Source organism: Thauera sp. WH-2, from assembly GCF_048321015.1.
Lineage (GTDB): Bacteria > Pseudomonadota > Gammaproteobacteria > Burkholderiales > Rhodocyclaceae > Thauera.
Genome location: NZ_JBLWFG010000003.1, coordinates 163,071 through 189,706 on the forward strand (window position 1 = coordinate 163,071; position 26,636 = coordinate 189,706).

Here is a 26,636-nt window from a genome sequence, read left to right on the forward strand (position 1 = left end):
AGCCTCCAGGAAAACGAAGATCTATTCTAAGAGCCTTGTTCCTGTTCACACCATGCATGCTTCACGACCGCCGTCACATACACCGGATGCGCCGCGCCCGCCCCAGTCACCCTCCACCCTCATGCAGGAAGCAACCCGCCTCCAGGAAGTGCAAGGTCTGTACGAGGCAGTCCGTCGACCACAGCATCTGCATGTGCGTGACCGGGAGCACGAGATGCGCACGCGCACCGGGCCATTGGGTCTCCTCGACGCCCACCATGCCATCGTTGGGCCAGGGCAGTCCCGGCACGATGCGTCCAAGGCCATAGGGCCGGTTGCCCGCCAGGACGCCGACCTCGAGCGCAGAATCGAGTACGGGCCGGGCAAGCGCCAGCCATTGCGGCAACACCCGCCCCAGTGCGTGGTGCAGCACCGGCAAGCGCAGCACCCGCTGCGCAGGGCGGGAGCCACAGCAGGGCGAACCCAGCAGCACCACGCGCCCGATGCCGGCGGGGCGATGGCGGGCGAGCATATGCAGCACAACGCAACCGCCGAGGCTGTGGCCAACCAGGTGCAGGGGTCGCCCGTTGTGCGCGGCCACGAAATCGGCCAGCCCGTCGGCGACCGCATCCAACGACCCGCGCAGCGAAGGATACGAATACACATGGCTGCGCCAGCCCGCCCGCGCGGCGCGGCGGCGGTGCAGCCCGAACACGCAGCCATGCATCCACAAACCGTGGATGAAGACGATTTCGGAGGGTCGGTCATTCATCTCGCTGCTCCATGCGTCCGATCACGAGCGGTACAGGCGGAACCGGAAGCGCATGCGACGCGGGCCGTGCCGGCTCAGTTGCCCCGGAGCTGGCGCGCGGTCAGCGTGGGGTTGTCACCACTGTAGGCCGCCTTGATCGCATCCCAGGCTTCCTCGGCCGTCTCCGCGTAGTGGAAGAGGTTCAGGTCTTCGGGGCTGATCACGCCATGCTCGACCAACACCTCGAAGTCGATCAGGCGCTGCCAGAAGTCGCGCCCGACCAGGATGATCGGCCGGCGGCGGATCTTGCGCGTCTGGGTCAGGGTCAGCACCTCGAAGAGCTCATCGAGCGTACCCAAGCCCCCCGGGAAGCTCACCAGTGCCACCGCCCGCATCAGGAAGTGCATCTTGCGGATGGCGAAGTAGTGGAACTGGAAGCACAACTCGGGCGTGATGTAGGGGTTGGGCGCCTCCTCGAAGGGCAGGAAGATGCTCATCCCCATGCTGCGCCCGCCAGCCTCGTAGGCGCCGCGGTTGCCCGCCTCCATGATCCCCGGGCCGCCGCCGGTGGCGACGATCACCGGTTCTCCCAACGCCTCGGGCTCGCGCGTGACCAGTTCACCGAAGCGGCGCGCCTCCTCGTACCAGCGCGCGTTGCTCACCATGCGCTGCGCGCGCCGGATCGCGGCCTCGTCCCCGCTGGCCACCGCATCGCGCAGCATTGCGTCGGCCACGTCCGGCGCCTTGAAGCGCGCGCTACCAAACACGACCACGGTGGATTCCACACCCTGCTCCTGCTGGATCAGCTCGGGCTTCAGCAGTTCGAGCTGCAGCCGTACCGGGCGCAACTCCTCGCGCAGCAGGAAATCGGTGTCGGTGAACGCCATGCGGAAGGCGCTGCCGGGTCCGTCATAGCGGCCGTGCGGCTGGACGGCACGGGCCTCGTCCCCGGCAGAAGGGAAGTTGCGGGCGCGGATACGCGATGGGTCGGTCATCTTCATGTCCATGTGGCAAGGGCCGTCATCATCGCATCCGCAGAGGACGGAGGGCGAGCACGGAGTCCCCTTGGTTCCTTGGCACGGCGCTCTGGCGCGTTCCTGCACACCCGCATGCAGGCGTCCTCAGCCCAGCAGGGCAACCGACTTGATCTGCGCCCACATCCGCCGCCCGGGGCGCAGCACGAGCTGCTCGGCGGCGCGACGGGTGATGCGCGCCACCAGCGGGGTGCCGCCCGCGTCCATGCGCACCAGCACGTGGGCGGGGGTATCTGCGCCTACGACCTCCTCGACCGTCGCCGGCAGCAGGTTCTGGATGCTGGTGCCCGCGACCTGATGATCTGCCAGACTGATGTCGCGCGCATGGATGCGGAAGCGTAGCCCGTGCCCAAGCGGCACCTGCTGGCGCTGCACCCACACCGCACCGCCGGGAAAGTCGAGGCGGGTAAGGTGGTAGTGGTCGTCATGCGCGGCCACCGTACCGTCGATCACCACCCCGGCGTCCTCGCTGAAGGCGGTCGGCAGATCGAGCCGGGCCAGGGTGGCATGCAGTTCACCCGCGGCCATCACCTTGCCCTCGCCGAGCATCACCACATGGTCGGCCAGACGCACAACCTCGTCAGGCGAATGGCTGACGTAGAGCACCGGAATGTCGAGCTCGTCGTGCAAACGCTCGAGGTAGGGCAGGATCTCCTGCTTGCGCTTGTGATCGAGCGCGGCCAGGGGCTCGTCCATGAGCAGGATGCGCGGACTGGTGAGCAGCGCGCGCGCCATACCCACACGCTGGCGCTCGCCGCCGGAGAGGCGTTCGGGCATGCGCTCGAGCAGAGTCTCGATCCCAAGCAGGGCCACCGCATGATCCAGACGCACCCGCCGCGCCGCTGCAGGAATACGGCGCAGGCCGAACTCCAGGTTGCGCCGCACCGAGAGATGCGGAAAAAGGCTCGCCTCCTGGAACACGTAGCCGAGTGCGCGCCGGTGCGTGGGCACGCACACCCCGCCGGCGTCGTCCTGCCAGCATTCGCCATTGACCACCAGGCGGCCACGCGCTGCCGGCTCCAGCCCCGCGACGCAGCGCAGGAGCGTGGTCTTGCCCGAGCCGGAGTGGCCAAACAGCGCGGTGACGCCGCGCCCGGGCAGGCGCAGGTCCACCTCCAGGCGAAAGCCGGCATAGTTCACCGCGAAGCGCGCCTCGATGCCGGTCATCAGTTGAAACCGCCGCCGTGCGTGCGCCGCCGTCCGTACAGTGCGAGCAGCACCACGAAGCTGAACAGCAGCATGCCTGCCGACAGCCAGTGCGCCTGGGCGTACTCCAGCGCCTCGACGTGATCGTAGATCGCGACCGAAACCACCCTTGTGCGGTCGGGGATGTTGCCACCGATCATCAGCACCACGCCGAACTCGCCCACCGTGTGGGCGAAGCCGAGGATGGTGGCGGTGACGAATCCCGGGCGCGCAAGCGGCAACGCGACGTTGAAGAAACGGTCCCAGGGCCCGGCACGCAGGGTGGCGGCCACCTCGAGCGGGCGACGCCCGATCGCCTCGAAGGCGTTATGCACCGGCTGCACCACAAAGGGCAGCGAATAGATCACCGAGCCGACCACCAGGCCGGCGAAGGAGAAGGGCAGCAGGCCAACGCCGATCGCCTCGGTGAGGTGCCCGACCGGCCCCTTGGGGCCCATTGCCACGAGCAGATAGAAGCCGATCACCGTCGGCGGCAGCACCAGTGGCAGCGCCACCACCGCGCCGACGACGCCCTTCCACTTCGAGCGCGTGCGTGCCAGCCACCAGGCGATCGGCGTGCCGACCAGCAGCAGGATCACGGTGCTCACCGTGGCGAGCTTGAACGTGAGCCAGACCGCAGACCAGTCGGCACTGCCCAGGCCAGCCATGCTTACTGCGCCGCAGCCGGCAGTACGAAACCATAGCGCTGCAGCACCGCACGCGCCGGCTCGCTGCCGATGAATTCAGCGAAGGCTGCAGCCAGGGCATTGCCTTCCGCCCTGCGGGTGAGGATGAAGCCCTGCTCCAGCGGCGCATGCAGGGCGTCATCGATCAGGTGGTAGCCGCCCTGCGCGGCGAGCGCCGGATTGAGGGCGAGCGACAAGGCGATGATGCCGACAGCAGCGTTGCCGGTCTGCACGAACTGCGCGGTCTGGGCGATGTTCTCGCCCTGCACCAGCCGCGACTGCACCGCCTCCCACACGCCAGCCGCGCGCAGCGCCTCCTCGGCGCGCTTGCCGTAGGGGGCATGGCGCGGGTTGGCAATGGCGATGCGGCCGAGGGCGGGGTCGGCAAGATCCTGAAGTGTGAGCGTGCGCGCATCGCGGGTCCGGCTCCACAACACGATGCGGCCGAGGGCATAGGGGCGCGTGCGCCCCAGCGCGAGGCCATCGGCTTCGAGCGCGCGCGGGTAGGCGATATCGGCAGAGAAATACAGGTCGAAGGGGCCGCCCTGACGGATCTGGGTGGCAAACTTGCCCGACGAGCCATAGACCACCTCGATCGTGCCGTCCGGATGTGCACGGCGGAAGTCCGCCACGATCTCGTCCAGGGCGAACTTCAGATCGGACGCCGCCGCGACCATGACGCGCTCAGCCGCCCGTGCACCCGGCGCAAAAGCCAGCAGCGCCCCCAGCAAGGCAAACGCGCCCGTCAGCGCACGCCAGCCCAAGCGATTCCCAAACCCCATTGCAACCTCCCCTCTCGCCGGGCAGCCGCCCGGTCAGGCCAGCACGTTGCCAGCACCTTCGTCCTGCCGCAAGCAGGTCGCCATGAAGCGCCAGATCAGGCGTGTCGCATCCGGCCCCCATTTCAGCCGCTGAACAACTGCCCGGACATCTGCTCCACACCCAGGACACACTCCCGCATGCGTTCGCGCAAGCCCGACACCCGCTCGCTGCGTGCCGTGCAGCCGGCAATCAGAACCCCGGCCGCGCCGGCAACCGTGACCCGCCGCGACGCGCGCGTGACACCGGTGTAGATGAGCTCGCGCGTGAGCACGCGCGCAGGCGCAGGCGGCAGCACCAGCACCGCTTCCCCGAACTCGGACCCCTGGCTCTTGTGCACCGTGAGCGCGAAGGCCGTATCGTGCGCAGGCAGGCGCAGTGGTGGCAGTGCGCGGAAACCCCCTTCGGGCGCGGGGAAGAACACGCACAGCCCACCCTGCGCATCGGGCAGGCACAGCCCGATGTCGCCGTTGAACAGTCCGAGTGTGTAGTCGTTGGCCAGCACGATCACCGGGCGGCCCGGATACCAGCGCGCGGCAGCGCCGCGCGCTGGCGGCAGCGCAAGCCGCGCACATAGCCGGCCTTCGAGGTACGCGTTCAGCGCCGCCAGGCCACGCGCACCCTCGCGCACCGCGACCAGCACGCGAAAGTCTTCGAAAGCCCGCATGGCTGCGGCAACATCCTGCGGTGTGCGGTGCAGGACATCGAAATAGGCGTCATATCCGGCCTCGATGGCTGCGAGCAGCCTCGCGCCGGGGCGCGCACCGTCCTCTTCGATCCAGCCCACCGAGACATCCTGCCCGGCACGCAACCAAGCCAGCGCGCGTGCGCCCTGGCCCTCGCGCACCTCCGCTGCCAGTCGGCCGATCCCTGAATCCGCACGGAAGCGATGGCTCTCGGTAAGCCACACCACACAGTCCTTCAGGCCAGCGGAGGCGCACACGTGCGGCTCCGCCTCGCCCGGCACCGGCTCCAGCCCGAGCCGCGTGCTCAGGGCAGGGCTGAACACCCGTTCAGCCGACAGCTCGGCGAACACCGCGCCCGCCTCCACCGCGGCAAGCTGATCCTTGTCTCCCAGCAGCACGAGCCGCGCTGCGGCCGGCAGGGCATCGACCAGGCGGTTCGCGAGGGCAAGGTCGAGCATCGAGGCTTCATCGACGATCAGCACATCCACTGCCAGCGGATTGTCTGCATGATGGCGGAAGCGGCCGGCCTCCGGCGTGACCCCGAGCAGGCGGTGCACCGTGAATGCCTCATCCGGCAGGCGGGCGGCGAGCGCTGCGGGCAGGGTCTGCGCCCGCTGGCGCAGAGCCTCTAGCATGCGCGCCGCTGCCTTGCCGGTCGGGGCGGCCAGCGCAATGCGCAGTTCCGGTTCCACCTCCAGCAGACAGGCGAGCAGCGCAGCGACGGTGCTTGTCTTGCCCGTTCCGGGGCCGCCGCTGATCACGGTGAGACGAGCGCGCAAGGCGAGCAGCACCGCGATCCGTTGCCAGTCGTGCCCCGCTCCGGGGCGAGGTGGAAACAGGCTATCGAGCAATGCCGGCACGGGCTCCGGTCCGACCGGAACCGAACGTGCCCGCGCGGCCAGCGCACGCGCGAGCGCGCGCTCCTGATCGAACAGGCGGCGCAGATAGAGGCGATCGCCGGCATCGAGCACCAACGGATGCGCCGAACGCCCGGGAGTCGCCAGCGCCGCATCGACCACCACACCACTGGCAAGCAGGCGGGCACGCAAGCGGGGCAGGGGGAGGCCTTCCCCCGCGCCCTGCTGCCCCGACACCCCAGGCTCGTCCTCCAGCCCGAGCAGGTCCGGCTGCGCTGCGTCTTGCGGCGCGCTCGCCTCGTCGGGGGGCGCTTGCACGCCGGTGGACCACGTCGCTGCAGGCGTATCCGCCAGCGCACCCAGCGGAACGCAGACATGTCCGGCTGCGGTCGCGAGTGCGAGCCGGCGGGCCAGCGGACCGAGCACCGCCACGCTGTCCGCAGGGGCTTCCAGCGCTGTTGCCCAATCCACAAGATGGCGGGCGAAACCTTCGGCCAGATCCCTCATGCGGTCGCTCCAGCCGTCTCGTGTGCAGTTGCTGCGAGCAGCGCATCCAGTGCCCGCAGCGTCGCCGGCGGGCAACGGTGATGGAACACGCCCGCGGCGTGCCCGCCGATGCGCCAGTGCGGACGCACTCCGCGCACGAACAGGTAGAGCACGCCGCCGAAATGCTGTGCATGGTCGTAACCCGGCAGGCTGCACGCCAGATGGCGGTGCAGCGCAAGGCTGTAGAGCAGGTGCTGCAGGTGGTAGCCATGCGCCTGCATCGCGAGTTCCAGCCGCTCGGGCCCATAGTCCTGGGGCTGGTCGCCAAGGTGGTTCGATTTCCAGTCCAGCACGTAATAGCGCCCCTCGTGTTCGAAAACGAGGTCGATGAAGCCCTTCAGGTAGCCCTCCAGGCCGGCGAAGGCGAGCCGCGGCACCCCGTAGCCCTGAGCAGTCAGCCAGGTATTGAGCTGCTCGGCAGTGAGCCGCGGCGCGGGAAGATGAAAGCCGAGCTCGACCAGCCTGCGCGCCGGCGGTAGCTCGCCCAGGCGCAAAGGCTGGGCGGAATCCTCCCTGGTGAGCAAGGGCGTGGAGAGCACATCCTCCAGCATCCCGCGCAGCATGCGGCGCAGCCTGGCCTGCATTGCCTCGGCCGCCCGTCCGGGCACGGCCGTGGCGTCGGAGGGCGATGTTTCCGCGGCCAGCGTCTGGGGGTGCATGGCCAGCGCAGCTTCGATCGCGACGTCCCAACCCGCCGGATCGGTGAAGTCGATCGACTCGAACACGGCGTGCATGCAGTCGCCCGCGGCGGGGCCGCGCGGGAAGCGCAGGATGTCGTCGGGACCGTGTGAGCCTGGGGTCAGGTCAGCGGCACTGGCCTGCGGATCGGTCCGGCCCGCATCGACTTCCGCGGCCAGGTCCGTGGTCGGCGGAGACGCGACGCCGGCAGCGACGCCGGGCACCCTCCCTGCCGCAAGGCGGGCGAGTTCGGGCGCGCCGATCGCTTCCGCATCGTGATCCTGTGCCGCGCGTTCATGCGCAGCGCCCGACAGCAGCGCACTGAAGCTGCCAATGCGCCAGGCAGACGGCAGTGCGGGCGGGCGGAGCGCGTGCGGACGCTGGCCGGCCGTCTCCGGCGGGACCAGCACCGGCCCCTCGCCTTCGGGCAGGTCCGAGAGCTGAATCACCGAACGCCCATCGAGCGTGGCGGAGGTCGCCAACGCACGCCAGTGCGCATCGGTTCCAGCCGGTGTCGGCTTGTGTTCCGCCCAGGCATCCGGGCTCATGCCAGCGCCGGCAACCATCCAGTTGAGCAGGCTGCGCCCCGCTTCGGCATGGCTGACCTTGCCGAAATGCGTACGGGCATAGCTTCCAACCACCAGATAGCAGCGGTGCACCGCGCGTGTCAGCGCCACATAGATCAGGCGCAGGTCCTCCGCTTGCTGCTCGCGCCGCATGCGCGCCTTGACCGCCCGATCATCGGACGCCGCCGCACGATAATCGAGTACCAGCGCGCCGGCATCGTCATGCCAGGCACGCATGCCCCCCCCGCTGCCACTGCGCGCGTAGCCGTCGAACAGGAAGGGACAGAACACGATGCCGTACTCCAGCCCCTTGGCACGGTGGATGGTGACGATCTGCACCAGGTTGCGGTCGGACTCGAGACGCAACTGGGCGGCCTCGCCCATGGCGCCGTCGGCGCGTCGGCTGGCGAGCAGGCGCAACAACACCTCGGGGGTGAGGCTGCCCGCATCCTGTTGCAGCAGTTCGGCCAGGTGCAACAGATTGGTGAGCCGGCGCTCGCCGTCCGTGCGGGCAAGCAGGCGCGCGGCGACGCCCTCGTCGCTCATCCATTGCCGCAGCATCACGCCAAAGCCGCGCGTGAGCCACAGCTCGCGCCAGCGCGTGAAGGCGTCGAGGGTGGCGAGCAAGGCGGACTCGTCCTCGGCGAGGCGGGCGATCGCAACGGCATCGCGTCCCATCGCCTTGGTCGCGAGCGCCGCCTTTACGCGGCGCTCACGCAAGGGCTCGGCGATCGCCAGCAGCACACGCTCGAGCTCTTCAGCGTCGTCGGTGTGATACACGCTGGCCTGCGACAACTCCACGCTCCCCACCCCGAACGCAGCGAGCGCACTGCGCATGCGCGCGCCCTGACGGTGGCTGCGCACCAGCACCGCGATGTCGGCAGGCACGAGCGGCTTGGCGCCGATGCGAACACGCCCCTCAGCGCCCGCAGCGAGCAAGCGCGCGATCTCGGCAGCCGTGGCGAGCGCGGCGCGTTGCAACGCCTGCGCACGCGACAACCGGCTGCCGCCGCCTTCCTCGCCATCATCCTGCGTTTCGTCGCGCGGGATGCGCCAGAGCTGCAGCGCCGGCATCGAATCGGGGGAGCCTTCGTCATGCAAGGGCGCGCGCGGCCGGCTGCCGGCGCCGACACGCACGTAGTCCAGCCCGTCCATCATGAACACCGCCGGGTTCGCACTGAAGAGTCGGTTGCAGGCCTCGATCAGCGCGGGCGCCGAGCGCTGGTTATGACGAAGCGTGTAGCAGGTATCGGTGCGCTCGCGCGCAGCAAGATAGGTGAACAGGTCCGCGCTGCGGAAACTATAGATCGCCTGCTTGGGGTCGCCGACCAGGAACAGGGTGCCGTGGCGGCCTTCGGCGTGGTAGATGCGGTCGAAAATGCCGAACTGCAGCGGATCTGTGTCCTGGAACTCGTCGATCAGCGCCACCGGGTAACGCACATGCAGCGCCGTCGCCAGCCAGGGCTGCGCACCGGAGTGCAGTGCCACATGGGCGTTCCACAGGATGTCGTCGAAACCGATCTGCCGCCGCTCGCGCTTGCGCCGGCGCACGGCGGCCGTGGTGTTTTCGAGGAACCGACGCAGCAGGCGCAGGCGGGCGACGGACAGCGCCGCATCCACCTCGATGCGTGCGGCGAGCAACTCGGCGGCTGCATCGAAGAAAGCGTGACGCGGCGGGGCCAGGCCGTTCTTGCGACCGGCCGCAGTCGTGCGCACCTCCAGCGTGTCGGCGCACAGCAGCGCGAGCTTGCTGTCCTTGCCGCCCGGCAGCGGGTGAAGTGCATTATCCGCTGCGAGCCAGGTGGCCCACTGCTGGACGGCCTTGTCGATCGCCTCCAGTTTGTAGCTGTTGGCATTGAGGCCGGCGAGCGCCGCAGTCACCGCGGCACAGGCTTCGTGCAATCCGGTCGACAGGGCGCACGCCGCCGCATAGGCGCTGCGCAGACGCTGCGCGGCAGCGGCTTCGGATGCCGCCTCCGGCCCGGCGCGCAGCGTGCTGTCCCCTCCATCCGCGCCCGCTGCAGTAGCAGGCGCGCAAACCGCTTCGTCCCAGAGCGCCACCGCGCACGGCCGCGCCATGTGCTCCCGCAGGATGTCCGCCCACACCTCGGGCGTGTCGCCGGTCTGCAGCAGATGATCCGCCAGCAGCGGCGACACCCCGGTGGCAACTTCACGCCGCCAGAAATCCTGCACGGCCTCCATGCGCAGTGCACTGTCGTCCTCGACGAGGTCGAGCGCATAGGGCAACCCCGCCGCGAAGGGCGTATCGGCCAGCGCTCGCTGACAGAAACCATGGATGGTGAAGATCGCCGCCTCATCGAAGGTCTGCAGCGCCAGGCGCAGGCGCGCCACCATCTGCTCGTCCTCAAGACCGCGCGCGCGCGCCGACTCGATCAGCCCGGGCACGAACGGGTCTGCGCCCGCCGCTCCGCCCTCCAGCACGCCGAGCGTTTCGGCGATGCGCGCACGGATGCGTGCCGACAGCTCCGCCGTCGCGGCCTTGGTGAAGGTGACGACGAGCAGCGACTCCACCGGCAACGCGCGCTCGATCAGCAGGCGCAGGTAGAGCCCGCAGATGTTCCAGGTCTTGCCGGTGCCGGCAGAGGCCTCTACCAGACGAATGCCGTCGAGCGGGCAGGAGAAGACGTCGAGTTCGGGTGCGGCAGACATGGCGGGGATGGTAACGGAGCTTGGTCGCGAGCCGCTACGGGACCGACAGCGCCTGCACGTCGGCAAGCAGCGCGTCGACGCTCTCTGGCAGCGTATCCCAGCCGCACATGAAGCGCGCCCCGCCGGCGCCGATGAAGGTGTAGAAGCGCCAGCCGCGTGCGCGCAGGCCGTCGAGCACCGTCAGGGGCAGCTCACAGAACACGCCGTTGGACTGCACCGGAAACATCAGCCTGGCGCCCGGCACCCGGACCAGTCCCGCGGCGAGGCGCTGCGCCATGGCGTTGGCGTGGCGGGCGTGCTTCAGCCACACATCGTCCTCCAGGATGCCGAGCCAGGGCGCGGACAGAAAGCGCATCTTCGAGGCGAGCTGCCCGGCCTGCTTGCAGCGGTACGCGAAGTCCTCCGACAGCCGGCGGTCGAAGAACACCACTGCCTCACCCACCGGCAAGCCCATCTTGGTGCCGCCGAAGCACAGCACGTCGACGCCCACCTTCCAGGTGATCTCGGCCGGCATCACGCCGAGCGAGGCCACTGCATTGGCGAAGCGCGCGCCGTCCATGTGCACGCGCAGACCGTGTTCGCGCGCGCACGCGGCGATCGCCGCCACCTCGTCCGGCCGGTACACCGTGCCGACCTCGGTGCTCTGCGTCAGCGTGACCACGCGCGGCTTCGGGTAGTGAATGTCGCTGCGGCGCGAAACCACCTCGAGCACAGCCTCCGGCGTCAGCTTGCCTTGCTCGCCGCGCGCAGGCAGCAGCTTGGAGCCATTGGAGAAGAACTCCGGCCCACCGCACTCGTCGGTCTCGACATGGGCGAGCTCGTGGCACACCACGCTGTGGTAGCTCTGGCACAGCGAGGCGAGCGCCAGTGAATTGGCACCCGTGCCGTTGAAGACGAAGTAGACGTCGCAGTCGGTCTCGAACAGCTCACGCAGGCGGTCGGAGACCTTGCGCGTCCATTCGTCCTCGCCGTAGGCCGGGGCGTGGCCAGCATTGGCCGCCACGAAGGCTGCCAGGGCCTCCGGACAGACGCCGGCGTAGTTGTCGCTGGCGAAATGTTGCGTCGGCTGCATGGGGAGATCAGACGCGGTCCAGGTTGAGGGGCTCACCGGTCGCTGCAGCGCTGGCAGCAGCGGTGAAGAGGACGTCGGTCGAGGAGTTTAGCGCGGTCTCGGCCGAGTCCTGCACCACGCTGATGACAAAGCCGATCGCCACCACCTGCATCGCCACGTCGGCGTCGATGCCGAACAGCGCCGTCGCCATCGGGATCAGCAGCAGCGACCCGCCCGCCACGCCCGACACACCGGCTGCAGCCAGGGAGGAAACGATGCACAGCAGCAGCGCGGTGGCAAAGTCGACCGGGATGTTCAGGGTGTGGGCCGCAGCGAGCGTCATTACCGAAATCGTGATCGCCGCCCCGGCCATGTTGATCGTGGCGCCGAGCGGGATCGAGATCGCAAAGGTGTCCTCGTGCAGGCCGAGGCGACGGCAGAGTTCGAGATTGATCGGGATGTTGGCCGCCGAACTGCGGGTGAAGAAGGCGGTGACGGCGCTCTCGCGCAGGCAGGTGAAGACCAGCGGATAGGGGTTGGTGCGCAGCTTCCAGAACACGAACAGCGGATTGACCACCAGCGCGACGAACATCATGCAGCCCACGATCACCAGCAGCAGCCGGCCGTAGCCGAGCAGCGCGTCGATGCCGGTCTCACCCATGGTTGCGGCGACCAATCCGAAGATGCCCAGCGGGGCGAAGCGGATCACGACATGCACGATCTTCGACACCGCGTCGGCGAGGTCGTTGACGACCTTGCGCGTACCCTCACCGGCGTGACGCAGCGCGACGCCCAGCCCGATCGCCCACGCCAGGATGCCGACGAAGTTGGCCTCCATCAACGCCCTGACCGGGTTGGCAACCACGTTGAGCAGCAGGTTCTTGAGCACGATGAGGATGCCGCCCGGCGGGTTGCCGGTGGCGGCCGGCGCGTCGAGCACCAGCGTGGTGGGGAAGGCGAAGCTGGCGAGCACCGCGACCAGCGCCGCGGCGAAGGTACCGAGCAGGTAAAGGATCAGCACCGGACGGATGTGGGTCGGCTGACCGTGCTTGTGATTGGCGATGGCTGCAGCCACCAGTACGAACACCAGAATCGGCGCGACGGCCTTGAGCGCGGCGATGAAGAGGTCGCCAAGCAGTGCGACCGACGGGGTCGCAGCGGGCGCAATCAGCGCCAGGGCGACGCCGAGGACCAGACCAATGGCGATCTGGGAGATGAGGCTCGTGCGCAGCACGCGCTGCAGCGCCGTGGGGGTGGCGGTGGTCATCGGGGGGGCTCCTCGTGGATGACGTTGTGGTCAGGGATGCCGGATATGGCGTGGTGCGGACGCGGCATGAGTGGGCTGCGCCGGGCCGGAAAGAACCGGCAAGCGTCCCGAGTGCTTGCCGTCAGCACTCGGGGAAGCTGACGGCGAGGCCGCCGCGCGAGGTTTCCTTGTACTTGTCCAGCATGTCACGACCGGTGTCGCGCATGGTGCGGATCACTTGATCGAGCGAGATCGCGTGCGCGCCGTCGCCGCGCAGGGCGAGCTGCGCAGCGTTGATGGCCTTGATCGAGGCCATCGCATTGCGCTCGATGCAGGGCACCTGCACGAGACCGCCGACCGGGTCGCAGGTCAGGCCGAGGTTGTGTTCGAGGCCTATTTCGGCGGCGTTCTCCACCTGCTCTGGGGTGCCGCCGAGCACTTCGGCCAGGCCCGCCGCAGCCATCGCGCAGGCCGAGCCGACCTCGCCCTGACAGCCGACCTCGGCGCCCGAGATCGAAGCGTTCTTCTTGCACAGCACACCCACCGCAGCCGCGGCGAGGAGGAAATTCTCCACGTCGCGCGCGCCAGCGCCCGGCATGAACTTCATGTAGTAGTGCAGCACGGCCGGGATGATGCCGGCCGCACCATTGGTGGGCGCGGTGACGACGCGACCGCCACCGGCGTTTTCTTCGTTGACCGCAAGCGCATAGAGATTGACCCAATCGAGCGCCGCCATCGAATCGCTGATCATGTTGCGACCGGTGCTCTGTTCGCTGAGCTTGCGATACAGCGCAGGAGCTCGGCGACGCACCTTCAGTCCGCCAGGCAGCACGCCCTCATGGGCGATGCCACGCTCGACGCAGGCGTGCATCACGCCCCAGATGCGCTGCAACGCAGCGCGCGTCTCATCCTCGCTGCGCCAGGCACCCTCATTGGCGAGCACCAGGGCACTGATGCGCAGACCGTGACGCCGACACTGGGCGAGCAGTTCGGCGCCGGTATCGAAGGGATAAGGCACTTGCACCTCGGCCTCGCCCGGCGTATCGGAGCGAGCCTGCGCCTCGTCGATCACGAAGCCGCCCCCGATCGAGTAATAGCTGTTCTCGTACAGCACACCCGCCTCACCCTGGGCCGTCAGGCGCAGCGCATTCGGGTGGTAAGGCAGACTCACCGGCAGCAGGCGCATGTCTCGCCCCCATTCGAAAGGCACCACCACGCCACCCGGCAGCGGCAGCGCACCGTCGATGCGCACTGCATCCACCGCCTCGACGAGTCCATCCGGATCGACCTCGTCGGGCCGCGCACCCATCAGGCCCGCAATCACGGCCCGGTCGGTGCCGTGTCCGATGCCGGTCGCCGACAGCGAACCGTAGAGCCTCACCTCGATCCGACGCACACGGCCGAGCAAGCCGCGATGCGCCAGCACGGCAGCGAAATCGTGCGCCGCACGCATTGGCCCGACGGTGTGGGAACTGGACGGGCCGACACCGATCTTGAACAGGTCGAGAACGCTGATGGACATGCGAACCTCCGCGATGAGACGCGCCTTGCTTCGACGCGCTCAGCCGATCATGTGCCCCGGCAGCCAGGTGACCAATCCGGGGAAGGTGTACAACAGGATCAGCGCCAGCACCATGAGCAGGAAATAGGGCAGCGCATACACCGCGATGGTGGTGATCTGCTTGCCCGACAGTGCCTGCAGCACGAACAGGTTGAAGCCCACCGGCGGGGTGATCTGCGCCATCTCCACCACCACGATCACGAACACGCCGAACCACAACGGATCGATGCCCGCGGCCTGGATCGTCGGCAGCAGCACCGCCATCGTCAGCACGATGATCGAGATGCCGTCGAGGAAGCAGCCGAGCAGCACGAAGAAGATCGCGAGCGCGAACAGCAGCATGCCGGGCGTGAGGTTGAGCGTGCCGATCCACTCGGCCAGATGGCGCGGCAGGCCGATGTAGCCCATCGCCAGGGTCAGGAACGCCGAGCCGGCGAGGATGAGCGCGATCATGCAGTACAGCCGCGTGGCACCCATGAGGCCGGCGATGAAGCTCTCGCGGGTCAGCGACTTCTGCGCCGCGGCGATGATCAGGCTGCCGATCACGCCGATCGCCGCCGCCTCGGTGGCGGTGGCAACGCCGCTGTAGATCGAGCCGAGCACGCCGGCGATCAGCAGCACCACCGGGATCAGGTTCCTCGACGCCGCGAGTTTCTGCATGAAGCTGCTCTTGAGGTCGGCCGGGGGGATCCTGTCGCGATTCATCAGCGACCAGATCACCACCCAGCCCATGAACAGCGACGCGAGCAGGATGCCCGGCAGCACGCCGCCGATGAAGAGCTTGGAGATCGACACGTCGGCCGCCACGCCATACACGATCATGATGATCGAGGGCGGAATCAGCAGGCCGAGCGTGCCGGCGCCGGCCAGGGTGCCAAGCACCATGGACTCCGGATAGCCGCGGCGGCTCAGCTCGGGCATGGCGATCTTGCCGATGGTGGCGCAGGTGGCCGCAGACGAGCCCGACACCGCGGCGAACAGCGTACAGCCGATCACGTTGGTGTGCAGCAGGCGGCCGGGCAGGCGCTCGAGCCAGGGCGACAGGCCCTTGAACATCTCCTGCGACAGCTTGGTGCGGAACAGGATCTCGCCCATCCACAGGAAGAGCGGTAGCGCAGTCAGGGTCCAGCTCGAGCCGTGGCTCCAGATGGCGACGGCCATGCCGTCGCCGGCGGCGCGTGTGGTGAAGCCGAGCATGCCGAGGATGCCGATCGCCATCAGGGCGAGGCCGATCCACAGGCCGCCGGCGAGCAGCAGCACCATCAGACCAACGAGAACGAGTGCAGCGGTGAGTTCCATGATGGCCCCTTATTCCATGTGCGCCATTTCTTCGGCGTCGGCCCTGGCCAGGCGCTGCGGCTCGCGGCCGAGGCTGACCTGGACGAAGTCGTCGAGCACGGCGACCAACAGGATCACCGCGCCGACCGCCATCGACAGCTGCGGAATCCACAGCGGCGTGGCGTCAATGCCCTGCGAGATCTCGTCGAATTCGTGCGACTGCCAGGCCAGGCGCGCTGCGTACCAGGCAAGCATGGAAGCGACCACCACGCCGGCGCCGTGTGCGAACCACTCCGCGACACGGCGCATGCGCGGCCCGAGGCGCTCGATCACCAGGCTGACGCGGATGTGTTCACCGTGCTTGAAGGTGTAGGCGAGCGCCAGAAAACCACAGGCCGCCATTGCGTAGCCCGCGTAGTCATCGGTCCCCGGCAGGTAGATATTGAACGGCCGGGTGAACACGCCGGCCGCGACCATGACCAGGGTGAAGATCATGCCGACAGCAGCAAGCGCACCGGACAAGCGGTACAGTGAATCGAGCAACGCTCTCATGGCGGTCTCCGGAAAGGCCGGGGCCCGCATGCACGGGCCCCGTGGGACAGCGAGGACTTACTTGAGCTTGCGATAGGCGTCGAGAATGGCCTGCCCGTCGGCGCCGGCCTTCTCGGCCCACTCCGCGGTCATGCGCTCACCGATCTTGAGCAGTTCGGCCTGCAGCGCCTCGGGCGCGGGCTGAACCTTCATGCCGTTGGCCGTGAGCTGGTCGATGTACCAGGCGGTCTTCTCTTCCGACACTTTCCAGCCGCGCTCTTCGGCAGCCGCAGCCGCCTTGAGCAGCGCCTCGCGACTGGCATCGTCGAGGCCATCAAAGGCCTTCTGCGACACGAACACGATGTTCTTCGGCAGCCAGGCCTGGATATCGTAGTAATGGCTGAGCTGCTCCCAGCTCTTGGTGTCGTAGCCGGTGGCCGACGAGGTCAGGTTGGCCGCCACCACGCCGGTCGACAGCGCCTGGGTGAGGTCCGCTGCCTGCACAGTCACTGGCTGACCGCCCATGAGCTGGATCATGCGCGCCACGGTCGGGCTGTAGGAGCGGATCTTCATGCCCTTGAGGTCGCCGATCGTGTTGAGCTCGGTCTTTGAATACAGGCCCTGCGGCGGCCAGGCCACCGAGTACAGGATCTTCAGGCCGTTCTTCGCCAGGCGCGCCTCGACCGCGTCCTTGGAGGCCTGCCACAGCTTCTTCGAGTCCTCGTAGCCGGTGGCCAGGAAGGGCACGGTATCGAGCGCGTAGAGCGCATCCTCGTTGGCCAGGCCGGAGATGATCACCTCACCGATCTGCGCCTGCCCCCCCTGCACTGCCCGCTTGATCTCGTTGGCCTTGTACAGCGAGCCGTTGGGATGCACGGTGATCTTGAGCTTGCCACCGGTGGCCTCATCGACCTCCTTGGCGAACTGCTGGATGTTTTCGGTGTGGAAGTTGCTGGCCGGGTAAGGCGTGGGCATGTCCCAGGTGCTCTGGGCGTGGGCGCTTGCGGCCAGCCCCAGACCGAGAAGGGAGATGGTGAGCGCCTTGAAGAGAGGACGTGAGAGAGTCATGGCATGTGCTCCTGATTGAAGGAGGGCGAGAGCCCCGTAACGCGGTTTGAGGGGCGGCGACCTGCTTCTCATAAGTCACCGTTATTGCACGATAGAGATTTTATGGGTATCTTGTCAACAAAACGTATACGTTTTTTCGACGTTTCATTCATCAAACCCGTGTCTTTTCCCCGGAGACCACCATGACCGAGGCCAATCGCATCGTTTCGTCCCAGCATCTGGTGTCGGCCAAATCACCCGAGCTCTCCGAGTTCGAGTTCGGCCTGATCATCGCCTGGCATGCCTTTGCGCGCTGGATGATCCGGTGCATGACCGCCGCCGGGGTAAAGGACATGACCCCCACCGACGTACTGGTCCTGCACCACGTCGCCCACCGCGACATCGAGAAGCGCCTCGGCGACATCGCCTTCGTGCTCAACATCGAGGACACCCACGTCGTCTCCTACTCGCTGCGCAAGCTCGCCGGGCTGGGCCTGGTGCAAAGCATCAAGCGCGGCAAGGAGGCCTTCTTTTCGCTCACCGAGCAGGGTCGCGAGGTCTGCATGGCCTATCGCGACGTGCGGGAGGACTGCCTGATGCCGGGCTTCACCGGAAACCCGGAGGACAACGCGCAGATCGGCGAGCTCGCCCGTCTGCTGCGCACCTTGTCCGGTCGCTACGACCAGGCGGCACGCGCAGCCTCCACTTCCTCACTGTGACGCCAGGAGCACGCACTTGAGCCATCGCATCCTCGACGCCGGTGACGCCGCACTGACGATCGAGTTCGGCGCCGTGATCGATCCGGCCCTGCTCGGCACAGTCAACGCGCTCGACACCGCCATCCAGCACTTGCTCGACGCGGGCGAGTTGCCGGGCGTGATCGAAACCATGCCCACCTTCCGCTCGCTGACGGTGTTCTTCGATCCGCTCACCACCGAGCGCGCCATCCTGCTCACCACGCTGCAGCCCCTGATCGCCGCCGCCGAACATGGCGTGCCGGCCGACGGTCGCCACTGGCGCCTGCCAGTATGCTACGAGGGCGAGGCCGCACCCGATCTCGGCGAGGTGGCGCACGCCCTCGGCATCGGCGAGGCCGAGGTCGTGGCGCTGCACAGCGGCGCCGAGTACCTCGTCTATATGCTCGGCTTCCTGCCTGGCTTTCCCTTCATGGGCGATCTGCCGGAAAAGCTGCGCCTGCCGCGGCGCACCCAGCCACGCGTGCGCGTACCCGCCGGCAGCGTGGCGATCGCCACCGGCCTGACCGCGATCTACCCGTGGGAGAGCCCTGGCGGCTGGCACCTGCTCGGACGTTGCCCGGTGTCGCTGTTCGACGCCCACCGCGCCGCGCCCTCGCTGCTCGCCGCAGGAGACCGCGTGCGCTTCATGCCGGTGAGCGCAGACCAATACCGCGCGATCGAAGCCGGCGTGCGCAGCGGCGAGATTGACCCCTTGCAATGGCTGCACGCCGCCCCCTCCACCGTGGAGAACGCCACATGACCCCTCGGATCCAACTGGAGATCATCTCGCCCGGTGCCTTCGCCTCGATCCAGGACGGCGGTCGCCACGGCTTCCGCCGCATCGGCGTGCCCTGGGCGGGCGTGCTCGACCGCCGCCTGATGCGGATCGCCAACGCGCTGGCTGGCAATGCCGACGACGCAGCCGTCATCGAGTGCTTCGACGGGGGGCTGCAGCTTGCCGCGCACGGCGGTGCGATCAAGCTCGCCATCGCAGGCGATGCCGTCCTCGAGCTTGAAGGCGCGGAGGGTCGTCGCCCGCTCGCACCCTGGCGCTCGGTGACGCTGGCCGAAGGCGAAACCCTGCGCATCCGCAAGATGAACGCGGGCCGCATCGCGATGGTCGCGGTCGCGGGCCTGCAGGTTCCCATGGTGCTCGGCAGCGCGGCCACCTATGTGCGCGCCAGCCTTGGCGGCGCGGACGGCAACGGGCGGGCACTGGCCGCCGGCATGCGCCTGCCCCTGGCCGAAGCCGGCGCCTGGGGCAGCGATCACGTGCTCACGCAGATCCCGGAAGCGGACCACAGCCCGATCCGCCTGGTGCCCGGCCCGCAGGACGATCATTTCCGCACCGAGGCCTGCGTCGCTTTGGTCAACAGCGAATACCGCGTGACCGCCGAGGCCGATCGCATGGGAATGCGCCTCGAAGGCGCACCTTTGGCACACAGCGGTGCCGCCGAGATCGTCTCCGACGCCACCGTCCCCGGCTCGATCCAGGTGCCCGGCGCCGGTCAGCCGATCGTGCTGCTCGCCGATGCACAGACCGCCGGCGGCTATCCCAAGATCGCGACCGTGATCAGCGCCGACCTCGGCCGCCTCGCCGCACTGCGGCCGGGCGAAACGCTGCGCTTCACCACCGTCACTGCCGCCGAGGGCGCGCAGATCGCACGTGCCGCAGAGGCCGGGACCCAGGCCCTGATCGCAACGATCCGCCCCCTGCCGCCCGACGGCATCGACCTCGTCGCGCTGTACACGAGCAATCTGGTCGGTGGCGTCGTGCATGCGCTCGGCGCCGAGTACCGACCGCTGTATTGAAGCCCCCCGCGGGGGCCGCCCCCCAACGCCCGACCTGAGGCCCTTTGCATGAACAAGACCATCAACCTCAACGCCGACCTCGGCGAATCCTTCGGCGCCTGGACCATGGGTGAGGACGAAGCCCTGCTGCAGGTGGTGCGCTCGGCCAACATCGCCTGCGGCTTCCACGCCGGCGACCCGGTGGTGATGCGCCACACGGTGCGCACCGCCCTCGCCGCCGGCGTCAGTCTCGGCGCCCACCCCGCCTACCCCGACCTGCAGGGCTTCGGTCGCCGGCCCATGAAGATGACGCCCGCCGAGCTCGAAGCCATGGTCATCTACCAGGTCGGTGCCCTCGCCGGCATGGCCGCGGCCGAGGGCGGCCGCGTCACCCACGTCAAGCCGCACGGTGCACTCAACAACCAGGCCTGCGAAGACGCGGCGCTGGCCGATGCGGTGGCGCAGGCGGTCAAGGCAATCGACCGCGATCTGGTACTGCTCGCCCCGGTGCTGTCCGAGCTTCAGTTGGCTGGCGAGCGCGCTGGGCTGCGCGTGGCCGGCGAGATCTTCGCCGACCGCGCCTACACCGACAAAGGCACGCTGGTGCCGCGCGGACAGCCCGGCGCGGTCATCCACGACCACGACCTACTCGTCACCCACGTGCTGCGCATGCTGGAGGCCGGCGGCGTGGTGAGCCAGAGCGGCAAGGTATTGACGACAACGATGGACAGCATCTGCGTGCATGGCGACACTCTGGGGGCGGTGGAGAGCGCACGGCACCTGCGCAGCGAGTTGGAGGCGCGTGGGTGGACGGTCTGCACCCTACCCGAGATGCTCACCTCGCGCTGAGCCGATCTCCTCCGGCGCGTTCAGCCACTCGATCCGCCCCTGTCCCGACTCGGCCAGCCGGGCGCGAAGCGCCGCCGCGTCCTCCTCGCGCAGGCTGAAGCACAGCTCCACCGCCTCGCCATGCGCCACCGCCATCAGGGTTGCGGCCGCAGCTTCGAGCTCGCGGCGCAACAAGCCCTCCAGCGCATAGGGCACCCTGCAGCGCAAGGTCGCCAGGCGAACGATGGGCACCTTCTCGGCCTGCAGCAGCGCCTGCGCCACCGTATCGGTATAGGCACGCACCAGGCCGCCCGCACCCAGCTTCACCCCGCCGAAGTAACGCACCACGGTCGCGAGCACGCCCTCCAGGTCCTGATGGCGCAGCACATCCAGCATCGGCCGCCCGGCGGTGCCGCTCGGCTCACCGTCATCGACCGCCGCCGACTGGCCACCGGCGAGCAGGGACCAGCACACGTGGCGCGCCCCCGGGTGCTGGGCCCACAGGTCCGCCACCACCTTCTGCGCACCGGCACGGTCGGCCATCGGCTGCACGCAGCCGATGAAGCGGCTCTTCTTGATGACCAGCTCGCTGTGAACCGGTCCGGCAAGACTGAGAGGCATATCCGTGTCTATCCTGCCGTAAGCTCGGGCCCGGTCTCGAGATGCGCCCGCAGGGGGCCGAGCACGGCCTTCGCGATCGCCTCAAAGGCATCGTCCAGCGGCTGGGCCACACCACGCAGCGCGAGTCGGTAGGCCGGGTCGCTCGACTCGCCATGCTCGGCACGCTGGCCACCACGCCAGCGCGCAGCGGCCTTGGCCGCGCTCTCGCCGGCCTCCACGTACGCCCAGGCAGATTTGGGAAAGAAGTGCAGCGGCCGCATCAGCCCTGCACGGTAGTGCTCGAGCAGCGCCGCCAGGTGCGCGCGCGCGGACTCCGCCGGCAGCGGCGTGAACGCGAAGGCGGCATCCCGGCCCAGCAAGCGCGTACACGGCGTGATTGCGGCAGGTGCACTGGCGCACAGCAGCAGGTGTGCCAGCCAGGCTTCGACATAATCCGCCGCGGCGGGAGGGGCGAAACGATGCCGTAGCAAGCCGTCGGGGCGCAGTTCGGCGAACACGCCGTCCACGCGCCAGTCTTCACCGGCCACCGTCACCGCCACATGCAGAGCCTGCGCCGGCAGTGCAGGACAACTGCGCGCTTGCGCCAGTCGGATAGCGAAGCGGCGCATCGCAGCAAGCTCTGCATCCAATGCTCGCTCGCCGAGCACACCCGACGGAAACTCCCCGCCCGCCCGTGCGAGCGTGCGCAGGCCCGCCGCGTCCACCTCGGCAGCGGGGTCGAGCAGCACCGGCAGCAGGCGGCGGGCGAGTGACCATTGTGCAGGCCGGTCGGCGAGCAGGCACTCCACATCCTCCAGCTCCGCCGCGGCCTCCGGCAGCGCAAGACCCAGCCGTTCACCCAGCAGGTAGCGGCAGGGGTTGCGGAAGAAGCGGGCCAGCGCATCCAGCGAGGGCGTGCGCCACGCAGGCCCGGGCGGGGGCAGTGGCACCGGGAAGAAGGGCGTATCGCACAGGCCGGTCTCTGCGTCCGCGGGCAGATCTTCCATCGCGTCCTCCGTGCCCTCCTCCGCCCCATCCGCCACAAACATGGCGGCCCGACTGGCGGGCGCGGCCCCGTCTGCCGCCATTGCCGCAGCCGCGCCACCTACTGCCTGGCGCTGCGCTGCAGCGAGGCGGGCGGCGAGCGCCTGCGCATGCCCTTCGTTGAAACTCACCAGGCGCTCGTCCGTGCGCGTCCCGGAGAGGAAATACTCCGAAGAGAAAGCCTGCAGCGGATGCTCCACGATCAGCCGCCCGCGCGCCTCGGCGAACGCGTTCGGGTCCCCCGCGCAGGGCGCCGTTGCCTCGGCGAGTATGTCCAGCAGCTCGTCCACCAGCACCGAGGGCGGCAGGCCCGCGCCATCTCGCACGCTGCGACCGACGTAGGAAAGATGCAGCACTTCACGCGCAGACAGCAGCACATCGAGGAACAGGTTGCGGTCGTCGAGCCGGCGCTGGCGGTCACCGGCCTGCGCATGCAAGCTCATCAGATCGAATTCCGCCGCACGCTCGCTGCCCGGGAACGCGCCCTGATCCAGCCCGATGACGCACACCACACGGTAGGGCAGGCCGCGTAGCGAAGGCATCGCCGAGAAGGTGACCGCGCCGCCCGGCACGCCGCCACGCGCAGGGTCATCCAGACGCTCGGCGAGCGCAGCGCGCACGACCTCGAGCGACAGCGGCGCGCCATCCATACCCGCATCCATGTCGGCGCCGAGTTGTGCAATGACTGCGCGCACCTCGCGCAGTTCGTCCGCCCACGCAGGCAGATCGGCGACGAAGCCACTCAGGGTCTCGTTCAGCAGTGCCTGCCAGGATGCCGCGTCCTGCGCCTGCGCCAGACGGCGGCAGATCGTGCGCAACGTATCGATGAAGCGCCAGAAACGGCCCAGCACCTCCGCCGCCTGTCCTTCAGGCACACCCGCGCCGATGCGCCCGCCGAACGGCGCGGCCTGCGCCGCATCCCCCGCCGCCCAGGCGAGAAAGAGCCGGTGCAGGCCCTCCTCCAGGGTATGGGGGGCGGCTACCGCGACGCGTGCGGAGCGGCGCTCCGCCCCCTGTGTTGCCCCCTGTGGCGCAGCGTCTTCAGCGAGCGCGGCCTGCACCGAGGCCGCATCCAGCCCCCAGCGCACACCCGCCACCCGCAGCCAGTCGTGCACCTGCTCCAGCCCCGCCTCGTCGAGCCCGTGGCGGGCAGCCACCGGAGGCTGGCGGAGCAGATCGAAGACGCGCGTCGCCGGAAAACGGCTTGCGGCGAGCGCAAGCACGCCGTCGAGCACCCGCGCCACCAGGTTGTCCTGCGTGCTGCCCAGGCCGGTGATGCGCCACGGGATCCGCCGGGCAGGCGGCGCGGTGCCGAACACCGCCTCGATCAGCGGTGCGCTGCGCTCCAGGTCCGCGGTCAGCACAAGCACGTCCGCGGGCCGCAAGGGCTCACCACTGCCCGGAGGCGCCCTGAACAGGCCCAGCAGGCGGTCGTGCAGCACCTCCAGCTCGCGCGTGCGGGCGTGGCATACATGCACCTCGACGCTACGATCGCCTGCGGCCACTTTCACCCCCGCTGGCGGCAATTCCTGCAGCATGAGGATGGCGTTCTGCAGCCGCGCAAGCAGATGACGACCCGGGTGGGGTGAGAAGAAGGCCTCCTCCTCAACCTCATGCTCGCCTTCGAACAGCAAGCCGATCTGCGCACGCGTCTGCTTGCCCCAGGCCGCCAGCAGGCGGTTGCCGGTTTCGAAGAACATGTCTTGCTGGCGCACGGCGAGCCAGGACAGCCGCCGTGCATCCACGATATCGAACCAGTATTCCTGGCAGGGGTTGAGCACGTACAGCCGCACATCGACCATGCGTCCGAGCCCGCGCAGCATGTCGAGATAGAGGGGCGGCAGCGCAGGCAGGCAGAACACATGCACGGTGCGCGGCAGGCCGCGCGCGGCGAGCGCATCAGGGGCCAGGGCTCCCAGGGCACGCAGGAAGGCCGTCGCCGGATGCTCGCTGTGCAGCGCCAGCATCTCACGCAAACGTCGCCACAACTCTGCCTGCCAGGCCTCGTCGGCCCGCGCGGATTCGCCCGCATCGCGCGACAGCGCCGTGCCGCGCCCTTCCGCCCACAACGCGAGCCAATGCGGCCGATAGGTCAGATAGTGGTCGAACACGCGAGCGATCCGCGTAGCGAGCTCGTAGCGCCCGCGCTCATCGGCCGTAGCGAGATAGTGCTGCAGGCGCGGGTGCCCGGCGATCCAGGCGCCACGCTCGTGGTTCAGGTCGAGCAGGGCCAGGATGCGCCACACCAGCAGCGCCGGCGCAAAGGGCGAGCGCTCCGGCACCGGCAGCACGCGCCCGATCTGGCGCCACAGCCATTGCGCCAGGTAGTCGCAGCGCAGGTTGACACACACACCTTCGCGATCCGCAACAGCCAGCTCCAGCCGCCGCCGCAGGGCCGCATTCGGCACCACCACCTCACGCCCGCCGAAGGGGCCGGGGCGCTCGTCGGCAAGGCGGTCGAGCAGGCAGTCGAGCAGGACTTCGAAGCGGTTCGAGAAGGTGACGGAAAACATGGTCGGGAAGAGCGACAGGCCGCACGCAGGGCAAGCGGTGAGGATAGCGCATCGACGGCGCTTTGCCGGCGCAAGGACACACGCCCTGGCGCGCGGGACAGCGCTCCCGGCCGTGCGGCTGAGGTCGCGGGCAGGGCGGTACAATCCCATCTTTCCGTCCTGCGGACGGCCTGCGTCCCGCGACCCGAGCACTCTCCCCATGGCCAAGACCCACCCCGAAGGCTGGCGCCTGCTTCCTGCAGAAGGGGCGCGCCGGCGCGAGATCGCCACCCTGACTCTGCTCGCCGCGGCACTGCCCGCGGACACCACGATCTACCATGGTCTGCACTGGACCCGGAGCGATGGGCTGGGCACGGTGTTCGGCGAGGTCGATTTCGCGGTGGTCGGTCCTACGGGACGCGTGCTGCTGGTGGAACAGCACACCGGCCTGCTGGACGAGGGCGCACAGGGGCTGGCGCGCCCGGGCAGACAGCGCGGGCCGCAGATCCACGTGGAGCTGGCGCGCTCGGCGGAGGCCTTGCGCAGCCGCCTGCGCCCGCTGCTGCACGGCGAGGAGCGCCCGCTCGAGCTGCTGCTGTACTGCCCCGACTACACGGTGCGCCAGCCCGGCACCGCCGGCCTCGACCCGGCGCGGATCGTCGATGCCACGCGCCGCGACGCGCTGCCGGCAGTGATCACCACGCTCACGCAAGCGCAGGCAGGCGACCCCACGCTGGACGCCGCGGCCCGCACCGCCCTGCACCGCTTCTTCGCTGACCTGCTGGAACTCGTGCCCGACGTGCAGGCGCACATCGGCCAGGCGGAGGACCTGACCACCCGCCTCGCCGGCGGCCTGACCGAGTGGGCACGCCGGATCGAGATGAACCCGCATCGGCTGCGCGTGACCGCTACAGCCGGCAGCGGCAAGACACAGCTCGCGCTCGCCGCCTACAGCGATGCGATCGCCGCGGGCCGGCGGCCGCTCTACGTGTGCTACAACCGCCCGCTCGCCGACCACTTCCTGCGCATTGCGCCAGCGGGGGGCGAGATCGCCACCTACCACCAACTGTGCGACCGTCGCCTGCGCGACGCCGGGCGCAAACCAGCCTTCGGCGCCCCCGGCGCCTTCCGCCGCATGGAGGCGGACTTCGCCACCCTGGCTGCAACCCACGCCACCGCCGACTGGCAGTTCGACGAACTGATCATCGACGAGGGGCAGGACTTCAGGGAGCCCTGGCGCGACGCCCTGCTCGCGCTCCTCAAGCCGGGCGGACGCGCATGGTGGCTCGAAGACCCGCTGCAGAACCTCTACGACCGCCCGCCGGTCGCCCTGCCCGGCTGGGTGGGACTCACAGCCGACACCAACTACCGCACCCCGGCCGACGTGCTCGCCCTGCTCAACGCCCGGCTTCCGCTGCCCGCACCGGTGCGCACCGGCAGCCCGGTGACCGACAGCAGGCCGGAGCTGTTCTCCTGGCGGGACGAGGCCGGACTGATGGAAGCCACCAAACGTGCGATCACGCGTGCGCTCGGGCTGGGCTTCCGCCGCGACATGATCGTGCTGCTGACCTTCCGCGGCCGCGAGCACTCGCGCTTCACCCCGCTCGACCACCTCGGGCCGCACCGCCTGCGTGCCTTCACCGGCCGCTACGACCTGCTCGGCGAGCCGGAGCACTCCCAGGGCGAATTGCTGATCGACTCGGTGTATCGCTTCAAGGGCCAGTCCGCGCCCTGCATCATCTTCACGGAGATCGACTTCGAGACGTCGGATGGGCACTCCCGCGAGCACATGGACGAACTCACCCTGCGCAAACTCTTCGTCGGCGCCACGCGGGCGACGATGAAGCTGATCCTGGTGGCGTCGGAGCAGGCTGCGAGGGCACTCGAGCCACTCGATGCAGGCAGCAGCTGAAACAAGGCTGGACACGCGCCGCCAGCGGATCCCTCCACCGCTGGCGCGACCGGCACGTGGC

At 69.0% G+C, this 26,636-nt stretch carries 20 protein-coding genes; 5 read left to right on the plus strand and 15 right to left on the minus strand.

Going from position 1 to position 26,636, the window contains the following annotated elements:
* Positions 1–106: 106 nt before the first annotated feature.
* From ACNKW1_RS07310 to ACNKW1_RS07370, 13 genes are all read right to left on the minus strand, one after another.
* A complete protein-coding gene (locus ACNKW1_RS07310; protein WP_418363942.1) occupies positions 107–751 on the minus strand; it encodes an esterase/lipase family protein in 645 nt (214 codons plus the stop codon).
* Between the two features lie 74 nt (positions 752–825).
* Positions 826–1,725, minus strand: a complete 900-nt coding sequence (locus tag ACNKW1_RS07315; RefSeq protein WP_418363943.1) for a TIGR00730 family Rossman fold protein — start codon at positions 1,723–1,725, stop codon at positions 826–828.
* Positions 1,726–1,851: 126 nt separating this feature from the next.
* Positions 1,852–2,931, minus strand: coding sequence for a molybdenum ABC transporter ATP-binding protein (gene modC / locus ACNKW1_RS07320; protein ID WP_418363944.1), 1,080 nt, complete (start codon positions 2,929–2,931; stop codon positions 1,852–1,854).
* A complete protein-coding gene (gene modB / locus ACNKW1_RS07325; RefSeq protein WP_418363945.1) occupies positions 2,931–3,617 on the minus strand; it encodes a molybdate ABC transporter permease subunit in 687 nt (228 codons plus the stop codon). The genes modC and modB overlap by 1 nt, the downstream gene beginning before the upstream one ends.
* 2 nt (positions 3,618–3,619) lie before the next feature.
* Complete coding sequence (gene modA, locus ACNKW1_RS07330) at positions 3,620–4,417, minus strand: molybdate ABC transporter substrate-binding protein (protein WP_418363946.1); 798 nt, start codon at positions 4,415–4,417, stop codon at positions 3,620–3,622.
* 122 nt (positions 4,418–4,539) lie between these two features.
* The gene (gene recD, locus ACNKW1_RS07335; protein WP_418363947.1) at positions 4,540–6,504 is read right to left on the minus strand and encodes an exodeoxyribonuclease V subunit alpha; all 1,965 of its coding nucleotides are present in this window, start codon (positions 6,502–6,504) and stop codon (positions 4,540–4,542) included.
* Entirely contained in the window at positions 6,501–10,457 is a 3,957-nt protein-coding gene (gene recB / locus ACNKW1_RS07340; RefSeq protein WP_418363948.1) for an exodeoxyribonuclease V subunit beta, read from the minus strand. The genes recD and recB overlap by 4 nt, the downstream gene beginning before the upstream one ends.
* A 34-nt stretch (positions 10,458–10,491) precedes the next feature.
* Complete coding sequence (locus tag ACNKW1_RS07345) at positions 10,492–11,529, minus strand: threonine aldolase family protein (RefSeq protein ID WP_418363949.1); 1,038 nt, start codon at positions 11,527–11,529, stop codon at positions 10,492–10,494.
* A 7-nt stretch (positions 11,530–11,536) separates the two neighbouring features.
* Complete coding sequence (gene sstT / locus ACNKW1_RS07350) at positions 11,537–12,775, minus strand: serine/threonine transporter SstT (RefSeq protein ID WP_418363950.1); 1,239 nt, start codon at positions 12,773–12,775, stop codon at positions 11,537–11,539.
* 121 nt (positions 12,776–12,896) lie between these two features.
* On the minus strand, positions 12,897–14,276 hold the full coding sequence (locus ACNKW1_RS07355; RefSeq protein ID WP_418363951.1) for an L-serine ammonia-lyase: 1,380 nt from the start codon (positions 14,274–14,276) through the stop codon (positions 12,897–12,899).
* A 39-nt stretch (positions 14,277–14,315) separates the two neighbouring features.
* On the minus strand, positions 14,316–15,614 hold the full coding sequence (locus tag ACNKW1_RS07360) for a TRAP transporter large permease (RefSeq protein ID WP_418363952.1): 1,299 nt from the start codon (positions 15,612–15,614) through the stop codon (positions 14,316–14,318).
* A gap of 9 nt (positions 15,615–15,623) precedes the next feature.
* Positions 15,624–16,145, minus strand: coding sequence for a TRAP transporter small permease (locus tag ACNKW1_RS07365; protein WP_418363953.1), 522 nt, complete (start codon positions 16,143–16,145; stop codon positions 15,624–15,626).
* Positions 16,146–16,202: 57 nt separating this feature from the next.
* Complete coding sequence (locus ACNKW1_RS07370) at positions 16,203–17,192, minus strand: TRAP transporter substrate-binding protein (RefSeq protein ID WP_418363954.1); 990 nt, start codon at positions 17,190–17,192, stop codon at positions 16,203–16,205.
* A gap of 182 nt (positions 17,193–17,374) precedes the next feature.
* Between ACNKW1_RS07370 and ACNKW1_RS07375 the strand changes: the two genes are divergently transcribed.
* From ACNKW1_RS07375 to ACNKW1_RS07390, 4 genes are read left to right on the plus strand one after another with little or no spacing between them, the layout of a single operon-like run.
* On the plus strand, positions 17,375–17,890 hold the full coding sequence (locus tag ACNKW1_RS07375; protein WP_418363955.1) for a winged helix DNA-binding protein: 516 nt from the start codon (positions 17,375–17,377) through the stop codon (positions 17,888–17,890).
* Between the two features lie 16 nt (positions 17,891–17,906).
* On the plus strand, positions 17,907–18,668 hold the full coding sequence (gene pxpB / locus ACNKW1_RS07380; RefSeq protein ID WP_418363956.1) for a 5-oxoprolinase subunit PxpB: 762 nt from the start codon (positions 17,907–17,909) through the stop codon (positions 18,666–18,668).
* Complete coding sequence (locus tag ACNKW1_RS07385; RefSeq protein WP_418363957.1) at positions 18,665–19,720, plus strand: biotin-dependent carboxyltransferase family protein; 1,056 nt, start codon at positions 18,665–18,667, stop codon at positions 19,718–19,720. The genes pxpB and ACNKW1_RS07385 overlap by 4 nt, the downstream gene beginning before the upstream one ends.
* 48 nt (positions 19,721–19,768) lie before the next feature.
* Positions 19,769–20,548, plus strand: coding sequence for a LamB/YcsF family protein (locus ACNKW1_RS07390; protein ID WP_418363958.1), 780 nt, complete (start codon positions 19,769–19,771; stop codon positions 20,546–20,548).
* Here the strand turns inward: ACNKW1_RS07390 and ACNKW1_RS07395 are convergent.
* Positions 20,522–21,148, minus strand: coding sequence for an IMPACT family protein (locus tag ACNKW1_RS07395; RefSeq protein ID WP_418363959.1), 627 nt, complete (start codon positions 21,146–21,148; stop codon positions 20,522–20,524). The genes ACNKW1_RS07390 and ACNKW1_RS07395 overlap by 27 nt on opposite strands.
* A gap of 8 nt (positions 21,149–21,156) precedes the next feature.
* On the minus strand, positions 21,157–24,684 hold the full coding sequence (gene recC / locus ACNKW1_RS07400; protein WP_418363960.1) for an exodeoxyribonuclease V subunit gamma: 3,528 nt from the start codon (positions 24,682–24,684) through the stop codon (positions 21,157–21,159).
* 199 nt (positions 24,685–24,883) lie between these two features.
* Here recC and ACNKW1_RS07405 point away from each other — a divergent pair, with 199 nt between their 5' ends.
* Positions 24,884–26,575: an ATP-binding domain-containing protein gene (locus tag ACNKW1_RS07405; RefSeq protein ID WP_418363961.1), complete on the plus strand. Its 1,692-nt coding sequence runs from the start codon at positions 24,884–24,886 to the stop codon at positions 26,573–26,575.
* Positions 26,576–26,636 lie beyond the last annotated feature (61 nt).

What these genes read in the sequence shown, in the direction of transcription:
- ACNKW1_RS07360 (WP_418363952.1), bottom strand. Translation starts at nt 15,614, where the DNA reads ATGGAACTCACCGCTGCACTCGTTCTCGTTGGTCTGATGGTGCTGCTG.
- ACNKW1_RS07365 (WP_418363953.1), bottom strand. Translation starts at nt 16,145, where the DNA reads ATGAGAGCGTTGCTCGATTCACTGTACCGCTTGTCCGGTGCGCTTGCT.
- ACNKW1_RS07390 (WP_418363958.1), top strand. Translation starts at nt 19,769, where the DNA reads ATGAACAAGACCATCAACCTCAACGCCGACCTCGGCGAATCCTTCGGC.
- sstT (WP_418363950.1), bottom strand. Translation starts at nt 12,775, where the DNA reads ATGACCACCGCCACCCCCACGGCGCTGCAGCGCGTGCTGCGCACGAGC.
- ACNKW1_RS07310 (WP_418363942.1), bottom strand. Translation starts at nt 751, where the DNA reads ATGAATGACCGACCCTCCGAAATCGTCTTCATCCACGGTTTGTGGATG.
- ACNKW1_RS07370 (WP_418363954.1), bottom strand. Translation starts at nt 17,192, where the DNA reads ATGACTCTCTCACGTCCTCTCTTCAAGGCGCTCACCATCTCCCTTCTC.
- recC (WP_418363960.1), bottom strand. Translation starts at nt 24,684, where the DNA reads ATGTTTTCCGTCACCTTCTCGAACCGCTTCGAAGTCCTGCTCGACTGC.
- recB (WP_418363948.1), bottom strand. Translation starts at nt 10,457, where the DNA reads ATGTCTGCCGCACCCGAACTCGACGTCTTCTCCTGCCCGCTCGACGGC.
- recD (WP_418363947.1), bottom strand. Translation starts at nt 6,504, where the DNA reads ATGAGGGATCTGGCCGAAGGTTTCGCCCGCCATCTTGTGGATTGGGCA.
- ACNKW1_RS07315 (WP_418363943.1), bottom strand. Translation starts at nt 1,725, where the DNA reads ATGACCGACCCATCGCGTATCCGCGCCCGCAACTTCCCTTCTGCCGGG.
- ACNKW1_RS07375 (WP_418363955.1), top strand. Translation starts at nt 17,375, where the DNA reads ATGACCGAGGCCAATCGCATCGTTTCGTCCCAGCATCTGGTGTCGGCC.
- modB (WP_418363945.1), bottom strand. Translation starts at nt 3,617, where the DNA reads ATGGCTGGCCTGGGCAGTGCCGACTGGTCTGCGGTCTGGCTCACGTTC.
- ACNKW1_RS07345 (WP_418363949.1), bottom strand. Translation starts at nt 11,529, where the DNA reads ATGCAGCCGACGCAACATTTCGCCAGCGACAACTACGCCGGCGTCTGT.
- ACNKW1_RS07355 (WP_418363951.1), bottom strand. Translation starts at nt 14,276, where the DNA reads ATGTCCATCAGCGTTCTCGACCTGTTCAAGATCGGTGTCGGCCCGTCC.
- ACNKW1_RS07405 (WP_418363961.1), top strand. Translation starts at nt 24,884, where the DNA reads ATGGCCAAGACCCACCCCGAAGGCTGGCGCCTGCTTCCTGCAGAAGGG.
- ACNKW1_RS07385 (WP_418363957.1), top strand. Translation starts at nt 18,665, where the DNA reads ATGACCCCTCGGATCCAACTGGAGATCATCTCGCCCGGTGCCTTCGCC.
- modA (WP_418363946.1), bottom strand. Translation starts at nt 4,417, where the DNA reads ATGGGGTTTGGGAATCGCTTGGGCTGGCGTGCGCTGACGGGCGCGTTT.
- ACNKW1_RS07395 (WP_418363959.1), bottom strand. Translation starts at nt 21,148, where the DNA reads ATGCCTCTCAGTCTTGCCGGACCGGTTCACAGCGAGCTGGTCATCAAG.
- modC (WP_418363944.1), bottom strand. Translation starts at nt 2,931, where the DNA reads ATGACCGGCATCGAGGCGCGCTTCGCGGTGAACTATGCCGGCTTTCGC.